Origin of the sequence: Streptomyces sp. NPDC021115 (genome assembly GCF_044333065.1) — a bacterium.
Lineage (GTDB): Bacteria > Actinomycetota > Actinomycetes > Streptomycetales > Streptomycetaceae > Streptomyces.
The window spans coordinates 880,870-897,695 of sequence record NZ_JBIRQF010000001.1; the positions used below are offsets into that span (position 1 = coordinate 880,870).

Below are 16,826 nucleotides of genomic sequence, written 5' to 3' on the forward strand. Positions count from 1 at the left end.
GGGTTCATTCGGCGCCGGTGCGGACCATCGCTTCCCGAGCTCGCTCGTTGAACTGTTCAACGACCGGGCTTCCCGCATACGGAGAGATCTCACGCTGGAAGTTCTCGACGTAGCGTTGGAACCGTACGGACTGAAGCGCCTCGGCGGCCTCCACAGCCTGCACTGCCGTAGTGGCCGCTTCCTCAGGCTCGCCATTGAGCAGTTGGCTCTGGGCCAGGACCATACGCACGAAAGCCAAGGTGCGTGCGTACTTGGGGTCGGTGAGTGCTACGGCACGCTCGGCGAAGCGTACGGCTTCGGAACCGCGCTTGAGGTCGCGGAAGCAGTGACAGAACTCGCCGACAAGCTCCGCTTCATCCATGTAGGAGAGCCACTTGGGATCGTCGGCGGTGCCCACTCGCTCAAAGCACTTCTCCGCCTCGTTCATAGCCCGGACGGCACCTGTGTAGTCCTGGGCCGTTGACAGTGCTCGCGCCTCATGGGCGAGGAACAGCGCCATGCCGCGTGGTGTGGAACCTCCCTTTCCACCTTCGACGGAGGCACGGGCGAGTTGCACGGCGCGGAACGCCTGCCCCAGGTAGTTGGCTTGGTGACTCAGGTTGGCGAGCACGCATGCGCCCAGCATCCGGTCGCCGGCGGCTTGGGCCAGTCGGAGGGCCGAGAGCAAGTACCTGTTCGCCACGGTGTGGTGCCCGCTGTCGTAAGCGCTCCACCCCAACACCGACAGTGTCTCTGCTGCCGCACCGAACAACGCCCTGCCGACGTCGGGGGTGAAACTCCCTTTGAGCAGCGGAATGACTTCGTGCTGGAAATAGTGCCGAAGGGTTGCATGCCCGTGGCCCCCGCCGTACAGGAAGTCAAGTTGGGTGAAGGTGTCGGCGACAGTGCGCATCGCGGCTACGTCCGTCACGCCGACGCGCCGCGTAGCCGCGGAGTCGCTGATCAAGTCATCAGGGCGCGAGACCAACCAAGTGAATGCGGCCGAATTGACCTCGCTCTCCGATAACAGGATGGTGTCCGTTTGCCTGTCGTCCGGGGCGAACTGGGCGATGCCGAGCAACATCGTCAAGGTTTCGGAGAGGGACGCGTCGTAACCGGTGCCGATCATCGACACCTCCGGCGACGCTTCCACGAAACCCAGATCTGACAGCGTGAGCTTGCGACACAACTTCCCGCTCAGCGCTTCCGCCACGAATGCAGCCGTCTGAGGCTGGATGCCACCACCTTGCAGCCAACGCTGAACGGCAACGTGGCTTGTCCTGATGTCCGCGCCGTGCCGCTGGCCCACATCACGCACTCGCCGGGCGAGACCCTTGTTCGACACTCCGGCTTCGGCCATCAATGCGGCCAACCGGTGGTTCGGCTCTCTGCTCATCTGTGCTGTCGTCCTGACGCCGCGCTAGGTGGTGCAGATCACAGCAGTTTAGACCCGGGGGTTCACGCACGAACCCCCTTTGCCTACTCCACGAACCCATCCGTGTGCAGGTGAACCCCCTCGTGAACACTGCCCTCCGGTTCGCGGCAGTCGTTGACTGTGACGAACGGAAAGACCCCGGCGGCGCGTGCGGCACCCCGGGGCATGGCCAAACCTGAGGAAAGCAGGTCGACATGCGGAACTGTATCGGCAGGATCTTCGAACGGGTGGCGAAAGCCTTACGGTCCGGTTTGGCGAGGCAAGGAAGAGGCGAGCCGAACCCCCCGGCCACCTGCGGCGATACTCCAACGCTACGGCTTCCGGTCGAGCGTCCGGCATCCGGCCCGCCTCGCGTGGAGTTGCTGTGCGCTCCACACGGGATGGTGGTGGTCCGGTGAGCACGCAACCGCGCCTGCTGCCGTGGAACGGGGAGGCGGGCAAGCCGTGCTATCTCGTCGCCGATGAGGACGGCAAGGGCTATCTGTCGCGGCTCGCCGACGAGATGGAAGCGGTGCAGCTCCGCATGGGTGCTGAACTCCTGGGCCACGCTCGCGAAATGCTCGGCAATCCCAAGGCGGAGGCCGGAGAGCTTCGCTTTCTGTCGAATCGACTGGTCGAGGCGCTGTACGACGCGCTCCGGGTCGCGGAGAGCCGTGGGCGGCGGCTTCCCGTGCAGGAGGAGAAGGGGGTGTGCGGATGAACCCGGACCGTCGTGCTCAGCCCGAGTGGAGCATCGAGGCCGCTCCGGTGGGGCTGCGGGTACGTCGCGAGGGGAACCAGCTCTCGCTGACGCTTCGGGTCGTCCGGCGGGGTGAGTCCGTGGCCCTCGCCCCGCTGGTGCTGACGCTGGACGAGTCGGAACAGCTCCATGCGGGCCTGTGCTTCGCGCTCGGCCCGGAGCCTGCGGGAGCGGACGCGCCCGAGTGCCGAAGGACGGTGCGGTATCCCGGCGGGCGGGAGCGGTACTGAGGTCGGCGCTCCGTCGGCCGCAGCCGGGGCCGGGGTCAGCTCGGATCGGCCGGGAGGACCGGGGCGCCGGTGCGTTGCCTTCGGGCGTGGTTGCGGGCCTTTATTCGGTTGCCGCAGGTAGCCATGGAGCACCAGCGGGCCGTACCGGGGCGGCTGTGGTCGACCAGGAACAGATTGCATGCCTCGTTCGCGCATGGCCGCAGGCGTCCCGGTAGCTCTTCACGGACCGTCGACCACGCGAGGACGACGCGGGCGGCCAGTTTTTGATCGGGCGCGGCTTCGAGCTGCCACTGAACGCCCTCGTTCGTGGCCGTGGGGCGCGAGCAGGTCTGTCGCAGGACGGCGTCGAGGGCATCCAGGTCGGTGGTGGCCCCGCGGATCAGCCGGTGCAGGGTGTCGCGCACGGCGCGCACCGCCTCGCGCTCGGCTGCCGTTCCGAGCCCTCCCAGTGCGCGGAGCCAGCGCGACGCTTCGTCTGGCCGCTCCAGCGCGTCCGTGGGCGTGCCGTCGATCACCGGAGCGCTGTTGAGCACCGCGAGCAGCAGCTCCTCACCCTCGACCATCCCGGCTCCTCCTTGACAAACACACCCCAGGCCACGAACACTCACCATAGCCTAACCAGTTAAATTCATTTAAGGGGTTATTGCCATGGTCGCCGTTCATCACCGCACCGTCGAGGTCGACGGGCTGACGGTCTTCTACCGGGAGGCCGGTCCGGCGGATGCTCCCGTGCTGGTGCTGCTGCACGGGTACCCGACCAGCTCGCACATGTTCCGTCACTTCATCCCGGCCCTCGCCGGGCCCTACCGGGTGATCGCGCCCGACCACATCGGCTTCGGGAGGTCGTCGGCGCCGAGGGTCGGGGAGTTCCCCTATACGTTCGACGCGCTCGCCGAGGTCACCCGCCGCTTTCTGGCCACGATCGACGTCGACCGCTACGCGATCTACGTCCAGGACTACGGGGCGCCCATCGGCTGGCGACTCGCGCTGGCGGATCCGGATGCCGTGGTCGCGGTCGTCTCGCAGAACGGCAACGCCTACGAGGAAGGGTTCGTACCCGAATTCTGGGCGCCGATCTGGGCCTACGGAGCCGATCGAAGCGCCGAGAACGAGGAGCGACTGCGGCCCGCCCTCGGGCGCGAGGCCGTCGAGTGGCAGTACACCCACGGGGTGGCCGACCGCACCCTGGTCGACCCCGATGCCTGGGAGCACGACCTGGCCCTGCTGGCCCGTCCGGGTGTGGACCGTGCGCAGCTCGCCCTGTTCGGCGACTACGCCACCAACCGCGACCTGTACCCGGCCGTGCAGGACTGGCTGCGCTCCCGCCGCGTTCCGGTTCTCGCGGTCTGGGGCCGTAACGACGAGATCTTCGGTCCCGCGGGGGCGGAGGCGTTCCGCCGTGACGCGCCCGATGCCGAGATCCTGCTCCTCGACGGCGGGCATTTCCTCCTGGAAACGCATCTCGACGAGGTCGCACAGGCGATCCTCGCCTTCCGCGAGCGGGCGTACGGCGAACACGCGCCCCTCGGGTGACGCCCCCGGGCCGCCGGGCCCCGGGCCGCCGCGACGGCCCGGGGCTGTGGGGCCGTGGGTCAGGCGTCCATGTGGAACTTGTCGATGTCCCAGTGCTGGCTGCCCCGCTCGCTGAAGACCAGGACGTTCAGCCGACCGCTGTTGAAGTTGAAGTCGCAGGTCTTGGACTTGCCCTTGCCGCCCACCTTGCACACGCGGACGTTGTCCGAGGCGGGACCGAAGAGGCTGACGGCGAAGGTGCGGCCGTCCGCCTTCAGGTCCTTGACCGTGATGGTGTCGGTGAAGGAGTTGTACGACAGGGAGCCCTGGGCGTACCGCTGGCTCGTGTCGGCCCAGCTCGTGCCCGCGCCGATCGTCAGGACGAGGCCGAGGGAAGCGGCGGCGGAAAGGGGGGCGGCGATCAGGGCCCGGCGTATGGACTTGTGCATGCGCGTTGCTCTCTCTGTTCTGTTTGGCATGACCACGTAGCAGTGATCTCTCCGCAGATGCTAGAGCGCACGGTTGAGGAGCCGTCGACGGCGCTACGCCGCCAGCGCTTCGCGCAGGAGCGCTACGGCCGCCGGGATCTCCGTATCGCTGATGTTGCCGTATCCGAGGACGAGCGCGCGGTCCGCCGCATCCTCCACGCGGTAGTCGTCCAGGTCCGCCACGCGCAGCCCGGCGGCGGCCGCGGTGCGGACCGCTTCCCGCACCTCGGTGCCGTCCGGCAGGTGCAGCAGGATGTGCAGCCCGGCGGCCGTGCCGGAGACGCGGGCCTCCGGCAGCTGGGTGACGAGCGTGCGGATCAGCATGTCGCGGCGGGTACGGAAGCGGCGGCGGGCCGCGCGCAGGTGGGCGTCGTACCAGCCGCGGTCGATGAAGGTGGCGAGGGCGAGCTGGTCGAGGACCGGGGGCGCGGCGGCCACGGGGTTCGCCGCGCGGAGCGCCGGGGTCAGCGCGGTGGGCGCGACCAGCCAGCCCAGACCGAGGGCCGGGGACAGCGTCTTGCTGACCGTGCCGAGGAGAAAGACCCGGCCGGGATCCATGCCCTGCATGACGGCGACCGGGTGGCGGTCGTAGCGGAACTCGGCGTCGTAGTCGTCCTCGATGACGTAGCCGTCCACCTCGCGGGCCCAGCGCACCAGCCGGGCCCGGCGGGCCGGGGACAGCACCGTGCCGGTGGGGAACTGGTGCGCAGCGCCGACGACGACGGCCCGGGCCGGGGTGCGGGCGAGGGCGTCGACGCGGAGGCCGTCGTGGTCCACGGGCACCGGGTGCGGGCGCAGGCCGGTGCTGGCCGCGGCGGTGCGCAGCCGCTCCCAGCCGGGGTGTTCCACGGCCAGGTCGGTGATCCCCTGGGCGCGCAGCGCCCGGCAGGTGCGGACCAGGCCGTCGGTGACTCCCGCGCACACGGTCACGGCCGCGGCGTGGGCGTCCGCGCCGCGTGAGCGCCGCACATACTGCGCGACGGTGGTACGCAGGTCCGGGTGCCCGGCGGGGTCGGGCAGGCCGAGGTCGTAGTGGACGGCCGAGCCGGTGACCGCCCGGACGGCCTCCGCCCAGCGGCGGCGCGGGAACGCCCGCAGGTCGGGCAGGCCGGGCGCGAGGTCGTACCGGACCGGTGGCGGCGCCGGTACGGGCCGGGCGCGGGGCCGCGGCGGTGCGGTGTCCGGTGACCACGAGACGCGGGTGGCGGAACCCGTCCGGGCGGCGAGGTAGCCCTCCGCGACGAGCTGCCCGTACGCCTCCGTCACGACCCAGCGGGAGCAGCCCAGCTCCTCGGCGAGCGCCCGGCTCGGCGGCACGGCGGCGCCCTCCGCGAGCCTGCCGTCCCGTATGGCGGTGCGCAGCGCGCGGGCGAGGCGGTCGCGGAGACGTCGGCGGTCAGGCCCCGGAGCGCCGATCTCCAGGAGCGTCGCCCACGCGGAATTGGTCCGGGGAATCGCCACAAGATTGGAGCGTACCGCCGATCCGAATCCGCCTACCGTGATCGGCATGACGACCAATCTGGCGCTGGGCGCCATGCTGTTCGGCACGGTTCTGGACGAACGTCGATCGTTTGCGATCCTGGACCGTTTCGTGGACGCCGGAGGCGTCTGGATCGACACCGCCGACTGCTACGCGTTCTGGGCGGACCCGACCGGCTTCGGCGGGCAGAGCGAGACGTTGCTCGGGCACTGGCTGGCGCGCCGCCCGGGCGTCCGTGACCGCGTGAAGATCAGCACCAAGGTGGGCTGCGAGCCGACCGAGCCCGGACGCTTCCCGGAGACGGCCGAGGGTCTGGCGGCCGGGGTGATCAAGCGCGGGATCGAGGGCAGTCTCCGGCGCCTCGGTACGGATCACGTCGAGCTGTACTGGGCGCACAAGCCCGATGAGGCCACACCGCTGGAGGAGACGGTGACCGCCTTCGGCGAGCTGGTCGCCGCGGGGACGGTCGGCCGCCTCGGCTGCTCCAACTACCCCGTCTGGCAGCTGGAACGGGCCCGGCAGATCGCGCGGGCGCGCGGCGGCGCGGGGTTCACGGCGGTGCAGCAGCACCACACGTATCTGCGCCCCCGCCCCGGGGCCCAGCCCCTCCTCTCGCACCGGTTCGCCGCGGTCACCGACGAGGTGATCCACTACCTGGAGCATCACCAGGACCTCGCGCTATGGGCTTACACCCCGCTGCTGAGCGGCCGCTACACCCGCATGGACCGGCCGCTTCCGCAGGAGTACGACCACCCCGGCACCGCCGCCCGCCTCGCGGTCCTCGACGAGATCGCCGCCGAGACCGGCACGGACCGCAACCGGGTGGTGCTGGCGTGGCTGACCGGCGGACGCCCGGCCGCCACGCCGATCGTCGGCGTCAGCACGGCCGAGCAGCTGGAGGAGGCGTTCGCGGGGGTGTCGCTGGAGCTGACCGCGGAGCAGCGCGAACGCCTGGATTCGGTGGTGTGACACCCGCCGAAAGGCACCAGCCGAGAACTCAGAGCGTGTCGCTCAAGGAGAGGCATTTCGACGTCTGAGGAATTCCGCGCACGGCCCGGCTCATGTCGACCAAGGCGTCTCCGGCCTGGGGGCCGTCGCCCTGGACGGTGATTTCTACGGCGGGATCGCGGCCGTACGTCGTCAGGGCCTGCACCCCGTCCTTCTGCGCCCGCTTCTCGTCGAGCACCCAGTCGACGCCGTCGACGTTGACGCACAGGTTGGTCGTCGGCCTCAGCGGGGTGACCCCGCACCGCAGGACGACCGAGCCGTCGCCCCAGGCCGCGGCGCCCTTTCCGGTGATGTCGTCGCGGTGTTTCGAGAGAACGGTCTCAGGCGCCCGGGAAATGACATCCGCGCATTTCGGATTGTCGGCGTAGGGGCCGGGCTCGACGGATTCCTTCGAAAAGAACAGGAAATACGAGGCGACCGCGGCCGCGATGGCCGCCGCGACGCACACCCCGGAGATGAGGCGGGCCTTTTTGCTCCATGACCTGAACCGCATCGGACCCACTTATTCCCTCGACACCTGACTCGCACCTTACCCTCACGCCGCGCTCCACCCTGTGGCGGGGACCGCGGGCTCCCGGGCGTACGGCCGGCTCGACGCCGCGGGCATCGTCAGGACACGGTCCGGTCCTCAGTCGATCGGTCCCCAGGCCCGGTACGGCCGTTGCGGCTCGGGGGTGTTCTGGACCGGGGCAGGTCCCTGCCGCCTGCCGGAACGGTCTTTGCGATGAACCATCAGGCCCGCTAGCCACCCTGCGGCCAACGGCAAGGAGAACAGGACGGCCATCACCGGCATGAAAATAGCCGCCGACTGCTTCCCGTCCTGCAGCGCGCCGATGCCGGAGACGACGAAGATCGCGACGAATACGAGCGGAAGCAGGAGCCATGGCCACGACTCTTGGGGTTCAGGGGTCCCCCGGAGAGCCGCGTACCAGTAGCGGGCGCACCACCAGGCGATCGCGAAGGCCGAAAGTGCGACTGCGGCGAAGCCGCTCATGGGCAGAGGGCTGTCGGTGGTGTTCGCGGCCACGATGGAAAGTGTCACCCCCATCAGAGCCATGAAGGACGTCAGCATCCCTCCCACGATGAGGCGGTGACGACGGGAGCCGCTGAGTGCGTTGGGCGGAATGAACATGATCAAACATCGTAAAGGGCTGTCAGGCGGGTGACGAGAGCGAGCCAGAGGCGAATGGCAACGACGGCCACGAGATCGTCTTGTCGAGGCCTGGACCGGGGCGCCGCGTTCACAGGTGGGTGACGACGCCGGGCGCGGCGATGGCGATGGGGTGCGCGAAGGTCTCCGCCGCCGCTTCCCGGGCGGCCGCGGGGGCGGTCCCCGGCCAGAGGTGGGTGAGCATGAGCCGGGCGGCGCCCGCCTGATGGGCGTAGTGACCGGCCAGCCAGGTGTCGACGGTGTAGGGGCCGATGTCGAAACGGTCGCCGGGCGTGAACTCGTGGAGGCGGTAGGCATTGGCGAGCATGCGTGGTTTGTCGAGTGCGAGGACGGCGTCGACCGCTCCGTGCGGGGCGTGGACGGGCAGGGGCGGCGGCGGGTCGTCGCTCAGACCCCGGGCGCGCAACAGGGGGTTGAGGTCGGCGCAGTGGTCGGGGTGGCCGTGACTGATCAGCACGGCGTCGACCGCGTCGACGGTGCCGTGCCGGAGCAGGCGCGGCAGCGTGGCGTATCCGGGGTCGATCAGCAGGCGGAATCCCGCGTGGTCGACGAGGTAGCCGCTGCATGCCTGGTCGGCGGTGGGCCAGGCGCCGCAGCCGCCGAGAACGGCCAGTCGCATGGCACGGGACCCTAGCGCCGTTCCCCGGCGGTGAGCAGGGGTCCGGTCTACAAGCGGTCAGGCCGGTTCGGCCGACTTCGCTCTGGCCAGGGCCACGTCCAGGACGACCAGCAGCGCGTCGCGCACCGAGCCCGTCTCGCGGGCGTCGAAGACGGTGAGCGGGATGTGGTCGGAGACGTCGAGGGCCCAGCGGACCTCGTCCAGGTCGTGCTGGACCTCGCCGTCGAAGGCGTTGACGGCGACGGCGAAGGGGATGTCCTTGTGCTCGAAGTAGTCGACGGCCGCGTAGCAGTCGTCCAGGCGGCGGGTGTCCACGATGACGAGGCCGCCCAGGGCGCCTTCGACCACGTCGTCCCACATGAAGCCGAACCGGTCCTGGCCGGGGGTGCCGAACAGGTAGAGCTTGAGGGTCGGGTCGATGGTGAGGACGCCGAAGTCCATGGCGACCGTGGTGGTGGTCTTGCCGGGGGTGTGGGTGAGGTCGTCCACGCCCGCCGCGACCTCCGTGATGGCGGCCTCCGTGGTCAGCGGGCGGATCTCGGAGATCGCGCCCACGGCCGTGGTCTTGCCCACTCCGAAGCCGCCCGCGATGACCAGCTTGACCGGCAGCGGTGGTTGTTCGGCTTCAGCTGCTGTCGCGGAGTGTGCCCCGTGAGTCGGGGACGGCACGGAGACCATCGATAACCCTTCGCAGTACGGAGATGTCCTGGACTGTCCTGGCGTCCGGCACGTGGACCGCCAGGTGTCCGGCGGTGCACAGGTCCTCCGCCAGGACCCGCACCACGTTGAGGTGCAGTCGGAGCCGGGCGGCCAGTTCCGCCACCGACTGCGGGCGTCGGCAGGCGGCGACGATGTCGTGGCGTTCGAAGGCGAGCGCGCGCAGGGCGGAGAGTCCGTCCGACGTCGCCACGACCTGGGCCTCGACCGGGAGCGGGGGCGCGGTGCCGCCGCCCGCCACGCGTCCGGCGGTCAGCAGGAACGGCCGGATCGCGGAGGCGCGGCCGGTCGGCTCGTCGGCCGCACGTTCCGTGGTGTCCGCGTCCTCCGGCGTCTCGGGTGGTTCCGGGCCGTCGGTCTCCATCACGCCCCCCTTCTGAATGTGCGCATGTGTCAGCCGATGGGGGTGCCGGCGTTCTTCTTCAGCTCCAGTACGAGCTGCGGGGTGAGGGCCGCCCCGGCCCGGTTGGCGAAGAGGGTCATCTCGTACGCGATGTTGCCCAGCTTCGCCTCCTTCGACGTCACCACGCCGAGGACCGCGCCGCAGCCGATGGCGGACACCAGCACATGGCCGCCCTCCAGGTCGATGATGACCTTGTTGAGGCCGCCGAGGCCGTAGTTGCCGGAGGCTCCGGCGGCGAGGCTCGTGACACCGGAGACGATGGCGGCGAGCCGCTCGGAGTCGGCCTGTTCGCGCAGCTCGGAAACGGCGATCAGCAGGCCGTCGGAGGACACGGCGATGGCGTCGACGACACCGGCGGTGTCGGTGGCGAACCGGTCGAGCAGCCAGGTGAAGTCGGCCGCGGCTGCTCGCAGATCGGTGGGTTCCTGCCCAGCGGGACCGCTCTTACCTGTCGGCGTGGTCACTGCCCGACTCCTTCCGGGGTTGCTGATGCGGCAATGGCGTGGGTTCGGTCGGGGTGGTGGCACTGTCCTGCTGTGCCCTGCGTACGGCGGCCTCGAACTCGTCGAGTTCCGACCGGACGGCGTCGGCGTCGGCGGGCGCGCGGACGGCCGCGATACCCCGGTCGGCCGCGGGGGTGGTCTTGTCGAGCGTCGCGCCCCGTACCCGCCGCCGCAGCGGACGGGAGCCGGGCGCGGCGGACGGCTTCTCCCCGGTGGGGGACGGTTTTTGCCCGGCGGATGGTTCCCGCTCGGCGGAAGGCTCCGGGGCAGCGGGCTCCGCGCCCGTGCGGTTCGGGATGCGCCGCGGCAGGCCGCCGGGCTGCGCCGGGGGCGCCTCGCGCGATTCGGGCTTGGGAGTGGGGGTCCGTACGGGCAGCGGCGTGGCCCCGGCGGGTTCGGCGGAACCAGCGCCCGGCCCGCGCCCGGGCGACGGCGTACGGGCCAGCTCCGTGACCACCGGCGACGGCGCCGCCGTGTCCCCGGCGCGCACCGCCATCAGCAGCGCGGCGGGAATCCACACCGTGGCGGTGACCCCGCCGCCGGGCGTACGGCTCAGGGTGGCCCGGATGCCCCAGCGCCGGGCGAGACTTCCGACGACGAACAGGCCGAGCACCTTGGTGGGGACGAGGTCGAGCCGTTCGCGGCGGATGAGCCGGGCGTTCTCCTCTTCGAGGCGTTCCGCGCTCATGCCGAGCCCGTGGTCGATGACCTCGATCAGCGCCCCGCCGTCCGCGGTGATGTCGGTGCCGGGGCGGACGACGACCTCGACGGGGGTGTCGGACGGGGAGAACGCGACCGCGTTCTCCAGCAGTTCGGCGACCATCAGCGTCAGGTCGCCGATGATGTCGGGCGCGACCGTGACCTCGGTTTCGGAGCGCAGGGCGACGCGCTGGAAGCCCTCGATGCGGCCGAGGCTGGCCCGGATGACGTTGGCGAGCGCGGTCGGCTGGGCGTCCAGCTCGGCTTCCCGGATTCCGGCGAGCAGCATCAGGCTGTCGGCGTTGCGCTGGAGGCGTACGGCGATGTGGTCGATGCGGTAGAGCCGTTCGAGCACGTCGGGGGCGTGCTCCTCGCGTTCGACGGCGTCGATCAGCGTGAGCTGGCGGGTGGTGAGGTTGCTGACCCGGCGTCCGACGTTGCCGAACATCTCGCCGACGTTGCGGCGGCTGAGCACCTGCCGCTCCAGCAGCGCCGCGGCGGTGACCTGCACCTGGTTGAACGCCTCGGCCAGGTCGCCGATCTCGTCGCGCACCGGGACGGGGATCGGGCGCGGGCGCAGCGGGGCGCTGTCGGGCGAGTCGTCGTCCTCGACGCGGGCCAGTTCCTCGCCCGCCACCTCGACGACCTGGTGCGCGGCGCCGGTCAGGGCCGCCAGGGGGCGTACGACCGAGCGCCGGACCAGGAAGGAGAAGCCCAGCCAGGCGGCGAAGCCGAGGACGGCGAGGCCGAGCATGGCCACGGCCTTGTTCAGGGCGTCCTGGGAGAGACTTTCGGCCCGGTCGGCGATCTGGCCGGTCAGCGAGCGGGTGATGGCGAGGCGGTCCCCGGCCTGCCGGGTGCCCGCGCCGATGGCCTTGCGCAGCGAGTCCGGCGACTGGCCCTGGAGGGAGGACGGGTCGATCTGGAGCTCCGCGAACTTGGCGTCGAAGCCGTTCTCCTCGGCGCTGCGCTCGATGCCCTCCAGGCGCAGGACCTGGTCCGGTTCCGCGATTCTGCCGAAACGATCCGTCTGCTCCTCGTAGACCCGGTGGGCACCGGCCGCGCGGGTGTACTCGGTGAGGGCGTTGGCGTCCTCGGTCTGGGCCGAGAACACACCGCTCTCGAAGGCCGCGTGGGCGGCGTCGGCGCGCAGCACCGTGTCCAGCAGCTCGATCACCGAGGACGACGAGGAGCCGGAGTAGCGGTCGAGCCCGAGGCCGTCGATGAGGTAGCCGACGGCATTGGCGTACGCGGGGTCGATACCGGCGGCGGGCACCGAACCCCGCTCGACCTTGTCCCGCAGGACGCCGAGGCTGTGGACGTAACCGAGGGCCCGGTCCTCCTCCTTGGCCAGCCCCGCGCCGAACGCGGACCGCACGGCGCTGACCTGCCGGTCGGTGGCGCGCTGCGTGCGGCGGTAGTCGACGGTCGACGGCAGGTCGGCGCCGGGCCCGGCCGCCCCCTGCTCCACCACCAGCAGCAGCGCCTGCCGGTGTTCGGCCTGGACGTCGTTGATCAGCCGGGTGACCTGCTCGCTGTCGCGCACCAGTTGCGCGGTCCGGTCGGCGTCCCGGGCCTGCTGCACCTGGTCGTACGCGCCGGCGCCCAGCAGCACGCCGACGACCACGAGGGGCACGACCACCAGGACGTTGAGCTTCCGCCGGAACGGCCACCGGTCGAGGACGGCCTCCGCGCGCAGCAGGGCGTCCGCCCTGCGGGCGTCCGATCTCCGGGAGTCTGCCGTCCAGCGGAACCGGGGCTCCCGCGGGGCGCGCCCGGACGGATCCGGTTCGCGTGGCGGGTCCTCTGTGTCCACAGACACCCGGGCCTCCTTCGATGTGCTCCTGAGCGGTGACCGAGGTGTCGTTGTTGCCGACCGCCGACGACCGGGGAGCGTGACGCCGGCGACGTTCGCGCCCATGTGAGCGACTAGTTTGCGCCACACGTCCAACCGGCCGTGAACATTACCGTGTGTGCGCACGCATGCAAGGCATCCACCGGCAATGGTTACCGAAGATCCACGCTTGTCAGGTTTGGGCCACTGCCCCGTTGCCTTCCGCTCGCCCCCGGGGGCTGCCCCGCGGGGCGCGGTCACCCGTAACCTGTCTTCCCACCCTGGCTCGAACATTTCCGTGCCCCGCGAGGAGACCCGTGCACGCCACCCGCAAGTCGGTCCTGACAGCCGCCGCGCTCCTGGCCGTGGCCACCACCGGCTGCGAACCCGGATCCGGCACCGCCGCCACGCATCCGCGCCCGGCCAAGCCCGGCTGCCCCGCCACCCTCGCCAAGGCCAAGCGGGCGGTCGCGAAGGCCGAAGACGTGGACACCCCGTGGAAGGGCCCTACGACCGGACCGAAGGCCCGTCACGGGAAGAGCATCGTCTTCATCCCCCACACCATCACCAACCCCGGGCCCGCCGGAGTCGCCCAGGGCGTCCAGGAGGCCGCCAAGATCGTCGGCTGGAACGCCCGCACCATCAACGGCCAGGGCACGCCGAGCGGCATCCGGTCCGCCTTCAAGCAGGCCCTCGACCTCAAGCCGGACGGCATCGTCATCGGCGGCTTCGACCCCGCGACCGTCGCGGACGAGGCCAAACAGGCCAAGGCGGAGGGGATTCCGGTGATCGGCTGGCACGCGGCCGACGCCCCAGGGCCCAGCAAGAAGCCGGAACTGTTCACCAACATCACCTCCAAGGTCGAGGACGTCGCGAAGATCAGCGCCGACTGGATGATCGCCCGGTCGGAGGGCCACGCGGGAGTCGTGCTGTTCACCGACGGCACGGTGCCGTTCGCGAAGCGCAAGTCGGACCTGATCAAGAAGGAGCTGGCCACCTGCTCCGACGTCAAGCTGCTGAGCTACCAGAACATCCCGATACCCGACGTCAACCGCCGCGCCATCGGGGCCGTTCGCTCGCTGCTCGCCCGCTACGGCGACAAGTGGACCTACTCCGCCGCCATCAACGACCTGTACTTCGAGCACACCGCCCCCGCCCTGCGCGCCGCGGGCAAGGACGGGGCCGGCGCCCCGTACACCATCGGCGCCGGTGACGGCGACCCGTCGGCCTTCGAGCGCATCAACAGCAGGCAGTTCCAGGCCGCCACCGTGCCCGAGCCGCTCTCCGAACAGGGCTGGCAGATCGTCGACGAGTTCAACCGCGCCTTCGCGGGCAGCCCCGCCAGCGGATACGTCGCCCCCGTCCACATCACCACCGCCGACAACAGCGGCGGCGCGCTGTCGTGGAACTCGGAGGGCTACCGGCAGGCCTACCGGCAGATCTGGGGCAAGTGACCTGCCGTCTCCGCGCGGCATCCCCCGTCATACAGTCCGTCACATGGACTGGATCGAGCGGGTCGGCAATCTGCGGCAGTGGACCAGCAACGGGGTGCGCGCACCGCACAAGCCGCTGCTGATGCTGTACGCCCTCGGCCGGTTCCAGCAGGGGCCCGACCGGGCGCTCCGCTACTCGGACGTCGAGCGGGACCTGAAGGATCTGCTGCGGGACTACGGGCCTCCGCGCGACACCTCGCCCTCGTACCCCTTCCACCACCTCACCAATGACGGGGTGTGGGAGGTGCGCACGGCCGACGGCGGCTCCAGTCCCGGTTCCGGCGTGGGGCAGTTGCGGGCGAGCGGTGCGGAGGGGCGGCTCGTGCCGGGGCTGCGGTCCGCGCTGTCCACGGAGCCGGAGCTGCTGGGACGGCTGGCGCATCTGCTGCTGGACACCCACTTCCCGCCCTCGCTCCACCCCGACATCGCCGCCGCGGTCGGGCTCGATCTGGAGGCGGCGGACGGAGCGGTCCGCAGGACCGTCACGGCACGCGACCGGCGGCGCGCGGCCGAGCTGCGGCGGGAGGTGCTGATCGCCTACGAATACCGGTGCGCCTTCTGCGGGTTCGACGGCGCGATCGGCCGGGTTCCGGTGGGGCTCGAGGCCGCGCATGTGCGGTGGTGGGCCTTCCGCGGCGCGGACGATCTGTCCAACGCGCTGTGCCTGTGCTCCCTGCACCACAAGCTGTTCGACCGAGGGGTGCTGGGCCTGGACGGCACCCGACGCGTCATCGTCTCCCGGGAGTTCACCGGCCGCGGTGAGGCGGCCCGGGCGCAGGTGCTGGACCTGGTGGACCGTACGCTTCTCGGGCCGCAGAGCGGCAGCGCCAAGGTCGCGGCGGAGAACGTCGACTGGCATACGGAACAGGTCTTCCGCGGCAAGGCGCGGGTGTCGCAGGAGGCATGAGCGTGTTCACATCGTCCACCACCGCCCGCATGCGGTCCGCCCTCGCCTTAGCCCTGGCCATCATGGCGCTGTCCGCGTGCGGCTCCTCCACCCCGGCGAAGAAGACCGCCGACATCGAACTCCCGCCGGTGGGCGCCGCATGGGACTACCAGATCGGTGGCGCGTACACACCGCCCAAGGGCGTGGAGATCGTGAGCCGCGACCGCGCGGACGATCCGGCGCCCGGCCTCTACAACGTCTGCTACGTCAACGCCTTCCAGACCCAGCCGGACGAGAAGTGGCCGTCCCGGCTGCTGCTCCACGACGCGAAGGGCAAGGTCGTCGAGGACCCCGAATGGGACGGGGAGTCGGTGCTCGACATCACCACGCGCGCCAAGCGCGAGGAGGCGGCCGAGCGGGTCGGGGCGTGGTTCGAGGAGTGCGCCGAGAAGGGCTTCGACGCCGTCGAGCCCGACAACCTCGACACGTTCACCCGCTGGCCCGGCCTGCTGACCGCGGACCAGGCCACCGCGTACGTGTCCCTGCTGTCGAAGCGCGCCCACGCCCTGGGGCTGGCGATCGCGCAGAAGAACACCGGGCCGCTGGCCTCGCGGCGCGCGGCGACGGGGCTGGACTTCGCGGTCGTGGAGGAGTGCGGCCGGTACGACGAGTGCGGGGCGTTCGCGAAGCCGTACCGGGACCGGGTGGTCGTCGTCGAGTACGAGGACGAGGGGATGGCGAGGGCCTGCGACGGCTTCGGTGACCGGCTGTCCGTCGTACGCCGTGACCAGGATGTTTCCACCCCGGACGACGACGGTTACGTCCGTGAGGTGTGCTGAACTCCTGCCGCGCCTCTGCTGACGGCGCATCTGCCGCGGGCAGAGAAACCTCCCCCGGCGACCGTCCCGGACCGACAGTGAAGTGACCGCGGCGAAGTACGCCGCGGAGCACCACGGTCACCACGGGAGGCCCGATGCGCGCACCCATCACCGGCTGGGACCCAGCCCTCAGCCCCCGCGCCGAGGAGGGCGACACGCCGCCCTCGCGCTTCGACGACCACCTGGCCGCGCAGCTCCTCACCCAGCGGATCGTCTTCCTCGGCACCCAGGTCGACGAGGTGTCCGCGAACCGGGTCTGCGCACAGCTGCTCCTGCTGTCGGCGGAGGATCCGCGCACCGACATCGGCCTCTACATCAACAGCCCCGGCGGCTCGGTGACCGCCGGGCTGGCGATCTACGACACGATGCGGCTGATCCCCAACGACGTCTCGACCCTCGTCATGGGGTTCGCGGCGAGCATGGGGCAGTTCCTGCTCACGGTCGGGGCGGCGGGCAAGCGGTACGCGCTGCCCAACGCGCGGATCATGATGCACCAGCCGTCGGCCGGGATCGGCGGGACGACCGCCGACATCGCGATCCAGGCCGAGAACCTGGAGTTCACCAAGCAGGCCATCGAGCGCATCACCGCCGAGCACACCGGCCAGACCCGGGAGACGATCTCCCGCGACGGCGACCGGGACCGGTGGTTCACGCCGGAGCAGGCGAAGGAGTACGGGATGGTCGACCGCGTCGTGGAGGCGCTGAGCGATGTGCGCCCGGGCGGTTCGCGGCGACGGATGGGGATCTGAGGA

19 protein-coding genes are annotated in these 16,826 nt (G+C 70.8%); 8 read left to right on the forward strand and 11 right to left on the reverse strand.

The features are described from left to right. Positions 1 to 4: 4 nt before the first annotated feature. Positions 5 to 1,375, reverse strand: coding sequence for a sporulation protein (locus tag ACH4TL_RS04020; protein ID WP_398312545.1), 1,371 nt, complete (start codon positions 1,373 to 1,375; stop codon positions 5 to 7). 433 nt (positions 1,376 to 1,808) lie between these two features. Between ACH4TL_RS04020 and ACH4TL_RS04025 the strand changes: the two genes are divergently transcribed. Beyond that, positions 1,809 to 2,114, forward strand: coding sequence for a hypothetical protein (locus ACH4TL_RS04025; RefSeq protein ID WP_398312542.1), 306 nt, complete (start codon positions 1,809 to 1,811; stop codon positions 2,112 to 2,114). Beyond that, positions 2,111 to 2,383: a hypothetical protein gene (locus ACH4TL_RS04030; protein WP_398312539.1), complete on the forward strand. Its 273-nt coding sequence runs from the start codon at positions 2,111 to 2,113 to the stop codon at positions 2,381 to 2,383. The genes ACH4TL_RS04025 and ACH4TL_RS04030 overlap by 4 nt, the downstream gene beginning before the upstream one ends. A 35-nt stretch (positions 2,384 to 2,418) precedes the next feature. On the opposite strand, the gene ACH4TL_RS04035 is transcribed toward ACH4TL_RS04030, so the two are convergent. Then, positions 2,419 to 2,946: a CGNR zinc finger domain-containing protein gene (locus ACH4TL_RS04035; protein WP_398312536.1), complete on the reverse strand. Its 528-nt coding sequence runs from the start codon at positions 2,944 to 2,946 to the stop codon at positions 2,419 to 2,421. 85 nt (positions 2,947 to 3,031) lie between these two features. On the opposite strand from ACH4TL_RS04035, the gene ACH4TL_RS04040 reads away from it, so the two are divergent. Next, positions 3,032 to 3,916: an alpha/beta fold hydrolase gene (locus ACH4TL_RS04040; RefSeq protein ID WP_398312533.1), complete on the forward strand. Its 885-nt coding sequence runs from the start codon at positions 3,032 to 3,034 to the stop codon at positions 3,914 to 3,916. Between the two features lie 59 nt (positions 3,917 to 3,975). Here the strand turns inward: ACH4TL_RS04040 and ACH4TL_RS04045 are convergent, their stop codons facing one another. Together ACH4TL_RS04045 and ACH4TL_RS04050 are read right to left on the reverse strand one after the other, a co-directional pair. Continuing rightward, a complete protein-coding gene (locus tag ACH4TL_RS04045; protein ID WP_398312530.1) occupies positions 3,976 to 4,344 on the reverse strand; it encodes a hypothetical protein in 369 nt (122 codons plus the stop codon). A 93-nt stretch (positions 4,345 to 4,437) separates the two neighbouring features. Next, positions 4,438 to 5,844, reverse strand: coding sequence for a PLP-dependent aminotransferase family protein (locus ACH4TL_RS04050; protein ID WP_398312527.1), 1,407 nt, complete (start codon positions 5,842 to 5,844; stop codon positions 4,438 to 4,440). A 46-nt stretch (positions 5,845 to 5,890) separates the two neighbouring features. On the opposite strand from ACH4TL_RS04050, the gene ACH4TL_RS04055 reads away from it, so the two are divergent. Then, positions 5,891 to 6,832, forward strand: a complete 942-nt coding sequence (locus ACH4TL_RS04055) for an aldo/keto reductase (protein ID WP_398312524.1) — start codon at positions 5,891 to 5,893, stop codon at positions 6,830 to 6,832. A 28-nt stretch (positions 6,833 to 6,860) separates the two neighbouring features. Here the strand turns inward: ACH4TL_RS04055 and ACH4TL_RS04060 are convergent, their stop codons facing one another. The 7 genes from ACH4TL_RS04060 to ACH4TL_RS04090 form a co-directional block, all read right to left on the reverse strand. Next, positions 6,861 to 7,319: a DUF3515 domain-containing protein gene (locus ACH4TL_RS04060; protein WP_398312521.1), complete on the reverse strand. Its 459-nt coding sequence runs from the start codon at positions 7,317 to 7,319 to the stop codon at positions 6,861 to 6,863. 180 nt (positions 7,320 to 7,499) lie between these two features. After that, complete coding sequence (locus ACH4TL_RS04065) at positions 7,500 to 8,003, reverse strand: hypothetical protein (protein WP_398312518.1); 504 nt, start codon at positions 8,001 to 8,003, stop codon at positions 7,500 to 7,502. 109 nt (positions 8,004 to 8,112) lie between these two features. Beyond that, positions 8,113 to 8,661: an MBL fold metallo-hydrolase gene (locus ACH4TL_RS04070; RefSeq protein ID WP_398312515.1), complete on the reverse strand. Its 549-nt coding sequence runs from the start codon at positions 8,659 to 8,661 to the stop codon at positions 8,113 to 8,115. A 57-nt stretch (positions 8,662 to 8,718) separates the two neighbouring features. Beyond that, positions 8,719 to 9,339, reverse strand: coding sequence for a GTP-binding protein (locus ACH4TL_RS04075; protein WP_398312512.1), 621 nt, complete (start codon positions 9,337 to 9,339; stop codon positions 8,719 to 8,721). Beyond that, positions 9,287 to 9,742 (reverse strand): DUF742 domain-containing protein, encoded by a 456-nt coding sequence (locus tag ACH4TL_RS04080; protein WP_398312509.1) that lies wholly within the window; start codon positions 9,740 to 9,742, stop codon positions 9,287 to 9,289. The genes ACH4TL_RS04075 and ACH4TL_RS04080 overlap by 53 nt, the downstream gene beginning before the upstream one ends. A 29-nt stretch (positions 9,743 to 9,771) precedes the next feature. Further along, entirely contained in the window at positions 9,772 to 10,245 is a 474-nt protein-coding gene (locus ACH4TL_RS04085) for a roadblock/LC7 domain-containing protein (RefSeq protein ID WP_398312506.1), read from the reverse strand. Continuing rightward, the gene (locus tag ACH4TL_RS04090; RefSeq protein ID WP_398312503.1) at positions 10,226 to 12,805 is read right to left on the reverse strand and encodes an ATP-binding protein; all 2,580 of its coding nucleotides are present in this window, start codon (positions 12,803 to 12,805) and stop codon (positions 10,226 to 10,228) included. The genes ACH4TL_RS04085 and ACH4TL_RS04090 overlap by 20 nt, the downstream gene beginning before the upstream one ends. Before the next feature lie 329 nt (positions 12,806 to 13,134). Here ACH4TL_RS04090 and ACH4TL_RS04095 point away from each other — a divergent pair, with 329 nt between their 5' ends. The 4 genes from ACH4TL_RS04095 to ACH4TL_RS04110 all read left to right on the forward strand — a co-directional run bounded on the left by ACH4TL_RS04095 (position 13,135) and on the right by ACH4TL_RS04110 (position 16,823). After that, positions 13,135 to 14,271, forward strand: coding sequence for a substrate-binding domain-containing protein (locus ACH4TL_RS04095; protein ID WP_398312501.1), 1,137 nt, complete (start codon positions 13,135 to 13,137; stop codon positions 14,269 to 14,271). 43 nt (positions 14,272 to 14,314) lie between these two features. After that, a complete protein-coding gene (locus tag ACH4TL_RS04100) occupies positions 14,315 to 15,217 on the forward strand; it encodes a phosphorothioated DNA-binding restriction endonuclease (protein ID WP_398312499.1) in 903 nt (300 codons plus the stop codon). Next, complete coding sequence (locus tag ACH4TL_RS04105; protein WP_398312496.1) at positions 15,214 to 16,035, forward strand: endo alpha-1,4 polygalactosaminidase; 822 nt, start codon at positions 15,214 to 15,216, stop codon at positions 16,033 to 16,035. The genes ACH4TL_RS04100 and ACH4TL_RS04105 overlap by 4 nt, the downstream gene beginning before the upstream one ends. A gap of 134 nt (positions 16,036 to 16,169) precedes the next feature. Then, complete coding sequence (locus ACH4TL_RS04110) at positions 16,170 to 16,823, forward strand: ATP-dependent Clp protease proteolytic subunit (protein ID WP_398312493.1); 654 nt, start codon at positions 16,170 to 16,172, stop codon at positions 16,821 to 16,823. Positions 16,824 to 16,826: the final 3 nt, after the last annotated feature.

Coding starts and splice junctions, on each gene's coding strand:
- ACH4TL_RS04100 (WP_398312499.1), top strand. CDS start 14,315: ATGGACTGGATCGAGCGGGTCGGCAATCTGCGGCAGTGGACCAGCAAC.
- ACH4TL_RS04040 (WP_398312533.1), top strand. CDS start 3,032: ATGGTCGCCGTTCATCACCGCACCGTCGAGGTCGACGGGCTGACGGTC.
- ACH4TL_RS04110 (WP_398312493.1), top strand. CDS start 16,170: ATGCGCGCACCCATCACCGGCTGGGACCCAGCCCTCAGCCCCCGCGCC.
- ACH4TL_RS04080 (WP_398312509.1), bottom strand. CDS start 9,742: ATGGAGACCGACGGCCCGGAACCACCCGAGACGCCGGAGGACGCGGAC.
- ACH4TL_RS04105 (WP_398312496.1), top strand. CDS start 15,214: ATGAGCGTGTTCACATCGTCCACCACCGCCCGCATGCGGTCCGCCCTC.
- ACH4TL_RS04035 (WP_398312536.1), bottom strand. CDS start 2,946: ATGGTCGAGGGTGAGGAGCTGCTGCTCGCGGTGCTCAACAGCGCTCCG.
- ACH4TL_RS04075 (WP_398312512.1), bottom strand. CDS start 9,339: ATGGTCTCCGTGCCGTCCCCGACTCACGGGGCACACTCCGCGACAGCA.
- ACH4TL_RS04055 (WP_398312524.1), top strand. CDS start 5,891: ATGACGACCAATCTGGCGCTGGGCGCCATGCTGTTCGGCACGGTTCTG.
- ACH4TL_RS04070 (WP_398312515.1), bottom strand. CDS start 8,661: ATGCGACTGGCCGTTCTCGGCGGCTGCGGCGCCTGGCCCACCGCCGAC.
- ACH4TL_RS04045 (WP_398312530.1), bottom strand. CDS start 4,344: ATGCACAAGTCCATACGCCGGGCCCTGATCGCCGCCCCCCTTTCCGCC.
- ACH4TL_RS04030 (WP_398312539.1), top strand. CDS start 2,111: ATGAACCCGGACCGTCGTGCTCAGCCCGAGTGGAGCATCGAGGCCGCT.
- ACH4TL_RS04065 (WP_398312518.1), bottom strand. CDS start 8,003: ATGTTCATTCCGCCCAACGCACTCAGCGGCTCCCGTCGTCACCGCCTC.
- ACH4TL_RS04020 (WP_398312545.1), bottom strand. CDS start 1,375: ATGAGCAGAGAGCCGAACCACCGGTTGGCCGCATTGATGGCCGAAGCC.